Below are 2,750 nucleotides of genomic sequence, written 5' to 3'. Positions count from 1 at the left end.
ACCACTGCTGTGAGGCCTGGAACCGCCTCGTCGATCAGCCGTGGAAGATCATGACAATCGGCGTGCGCGAATGGGCTCACCGGTACTGATCAACGGGACTTGGTTATTAGATATGATTCGGGCAAGTCGCGCCAGGGCTTGCGCCCGGATGGTCGCGTTGCGTTCACCCCGCCAGCTCCGGCCTGAAGGTTCGCGCTGGATGGCGCCAGTCGATGCCCTCCAGCAGCATCGACAGCTGCGCCGGCGTCAGCGCCGCTACGCCCTGACCGGTCTGGGGCCAGACCAAGCGCCCCTTCTCCAGCCGCTTGGCATAGAGGCACAGGCCGTCGCCCGACCACCACAGGACCTTGACCAGGTCGCCGCGCCGACCCCGGAAGGCGAAGACATGGCCGCTGAACGGATCGCGCCGCAGCGTCGACTGAACCAGCATCGCCAGGCCGTCGAAGCCCTTGCGCATGTCCGTTGCGCCCGCCGCCAGCCAAACCCGCGTCGACGCCGGCGGCCCGATCATCGCAGCAACACCTTCAGAACTCGCTCCAGCAGATCAGCATCGACCCGGCCGATCGTCCGAACCCTTGCGCTGCCCGACAGCTCTATCTCGATCGTGCCGTTCACCGGCGCCGGCGCCATAGCCGCACGAACCTCCACGGGAACAAGCCGCGCTTGCTCCGCCAGCCCCCCGGCAACCCCAATCGACAGCTCGTGCTCCCGCCGCCATCTGAACAGCTGGTTGGCGTTCACATCGTAGCGGCGGGCCACAATCGACACCGACGCTCTTGGTTCGCGCGACTCCCGCACGATCCGTCGCTTCAGCTCCGCCGGCCAGCGACGGCGGCCGACAACAGCATTCGTCCCGCTGGGATTAGTGTCCACCAAGGCACAAGTGGACACTTGCTCGCTTGCATCATCCATCGCCGCGATCGTCTACGTCGACACCCCTCCCGCAAAAGGCGCACTTCACCGGACGCTTACGGCCAGAACGAACTTCACTGTGGATTAGAGCCGAGGGGCAACGTCACTGGCGATGACATATAGCGTTAGATTGGATGACGCGGCCGTAAACACAATTAAGGAGGGCGTGCTTTCTGCTTTCGGTTGGCGGGTCGATTATGAGCCTGGTCGGAGCGTGAGAGGTAGCATGTGCTGCGGCGTTATTCCCGCCGCCAATGGTCGCGTGTTGAACTCCTGATTCAACCAGTTTTTTGACGATGCCTTGTAGGAGGCATGACACCAATGGGCGAGATAGGGCCGCATTTGCCAAGTGGTCATAATTTGAACCTCGTTGCCTAAATGCTGCAACCGGCTTGGCTCGCAAGCTAGGTAGTGGGCGGTGGCTCGCGACATCAAGCCAGGTCCGGTTGACAGCCATATCGAATCTGAATCACCCCGTGCAATCGATTCGACCGCCAGTTCGAACGCGCCGGCGATGATGCTGTTGCCCGGTTCTGCCGCTATAAAATTGTTGGCTATGCTGCCAAGATGTTCTTGGCGAAGGAGCAGGGATGCCGACGAAGTGGGTGCGTCGAGACTTGCAAGACAGCGATCATCTGCGTCAGCGTAGACCCCTCCCTCGACTAGTAGAACGGCGAGCCGAAAAAGGTCTGCCTGTTGCGCGGCGTGACGCGTTCTGCGGAACGCGCGCGCTGCGCTCGGTCCAAAATTGCTCCGCAAATACTCTTGCGCCTCACTTCTGTCGAAACGTCTATATATCCAAGCCGGGTTGTGCTCGGACCAAGACCGCGTGAGTTCCGCTACATCGTCCGGAATAACGCGGCTGTCCCAGTATTGATGGATCAATCTGGGGATTCGTCGGGCGGCAGGCGTCCGGAGTTGAGAATCCGCTTGGTCAGCACGATTGCTTCGCCGAAGCGTGATCAGAAGCGATATAGAGGCGAATGTGTAACCAGGAAATTGATTAACCGTATTGAGTTGCAGTTCCAGGTTACTTGCACTCAGAGCTTGCTGCGTCGCCGTCAATGCGTCGGCATCGCACCAGGTATCGTTGAGTAAGGCGCCGTTGCGGCTCTGAGACGGATTCAGAGAGGCGCCACGAAGGAGAATAGCAACCCTGTCGAGTTGGCGCGCTTCGGCGAAATGTGCTCGCGCTTGGCGCGGGTCGGCCGATAGTAAGACGCAACGCCCTAAGCTCTCGTGAAGTGCGGCGGCGCGGGGTTGATAGGCAATTGCCGCTCGATAGGCTGTGGCGGCCGCTTCGAAGTCCCAGGTTGCCTCGGCGAGTTCACCCGATAAGGCCAGTCGTCGTCCCTGTTCACGAGGTCCTGTGTCGGGAAGCGCAGCGATCGCTAGCCTAGCGAACGAGAAGTCGCCCTGGGCGATCGCACGTTTGATGCGTCGTAACCGCACGTTGGGCGCGTCGGGGGCGAGCTGTTCAGCCGTGCTCAGTGAGATTTCTGCCGCGCTGTCCATTCCTCGCCGAAATTCGAGTTCAGATCGCGCAAGAAGGAGCTCTGGGCCGGGGACGTGCCTGCTGCCACGCGTCAGTATATCGAGAGCAGCTTGCGATCCCGCTGCCAGCCTCGCAAGATGCGAGAGCCGCAGCCAAGGGCGGGGATGCGGGGGGGCTATACTGCACGCGTGCTCAAAAGCTCGACGGGCGGCGGGATAATCCTCGGTGAGAAGGGCGAGTTCACCCCGCTCGAGCAAGGCCTCGGCATGCTCCGGTTGTTCGGTGAGCAAGGCGTCGAGGAGGGTGGCGGCTCGTTCCACTTGGCCAGCGTCGCGGAGGGCCC

3 protein-coding genes and 1 pseudogene are annotated in these 2,750 nt (G+C 61.6%); all 4 read right to left on the bottom strand.

The features are described 5' to 3' along the window. Window positions 1-163: 163 nt before the first annotated feature. Window positions 164-511 carry an IS66 family insertion sequence element accessory protein TnpB gene (gene tnpB, locus IEW34_RS30145; protein ID WP_188612949.1) on the bottom strand — a complete coding sequence of 116 codons (348 nt, stop codon included), beginning with the start codon at window positions 509-511 and terminating at the stop codon, window positions 164-166. Then, entirely contained in the window at window positions 508-912 is a 405-nt protein-coding gene (gene tnpA, locus IEW34_RS31010; RefSeq protein WP_188612948.1) for an IS66-like element accessory protein TnpA, read from the bottom strand. The genes tnpB and tnpA overlap by 4 nt, the downstream gene beginning before the upstream one ends. A 195-nt stretch (window positions 913-1,107) precedes the next feature. Further along, window positions 1,108-2,427 carry a glycosyltransferase family 32 protein gene (locus IEW34_RS30135; protein WP_244642318.1) on the bottom strand — a complete coding sequence of 440 codons (1,320 nt, stop codon included), beginning with the start codon at window positions 2,425-2,427 and terminating at the stop codon, window positions 1,108-1,110. 153 nt (window positions 2,428-2,580) lie between these two features. Beyond that, window positions 2,581-2,750, bottom strand: a pseudogene (locus IEW34_RS31200) (tetratricopeptide repeat protein); the annotation flags it as partial.

Source organism: Chelatococcus reniformis, assembly GCF_014640075.1.
GTDB lineage: Bacteria > Pseudomonadota > Alphaproteobacteria > Rhizobiales > Beijerinckiaceae > Camelimonas > Camelimonas reniformis.
The sequence above is the reverse complement of the archived record's forward strand: the minus strand, read 5'-3'. Positions and strand labels throughout refer to the sequence as shown.

Coding starts and splice junctions, on each gene's coding strand:
- tnpB (WP_188612949.1), bottom strand. CDS start 511: ATGATCGGGCCGCCGGCGTCGACGCGGGTTTGGCTGGCGGCGGGCGCA.
- tnpA (WP_188612948.1), bottom strand. CDS start 912: ATGGATGATGCAAGCGAGCAAGTGTCCACTTGTGCCTTGGTGGACACT.
- IEW34_RS30135 (WP_244642318.1), bottom strand. CDS start 2,427: ATGGACAGCGCGGCAGAAATCTCACTGAGCACGGCTGAACAGCTCGCC.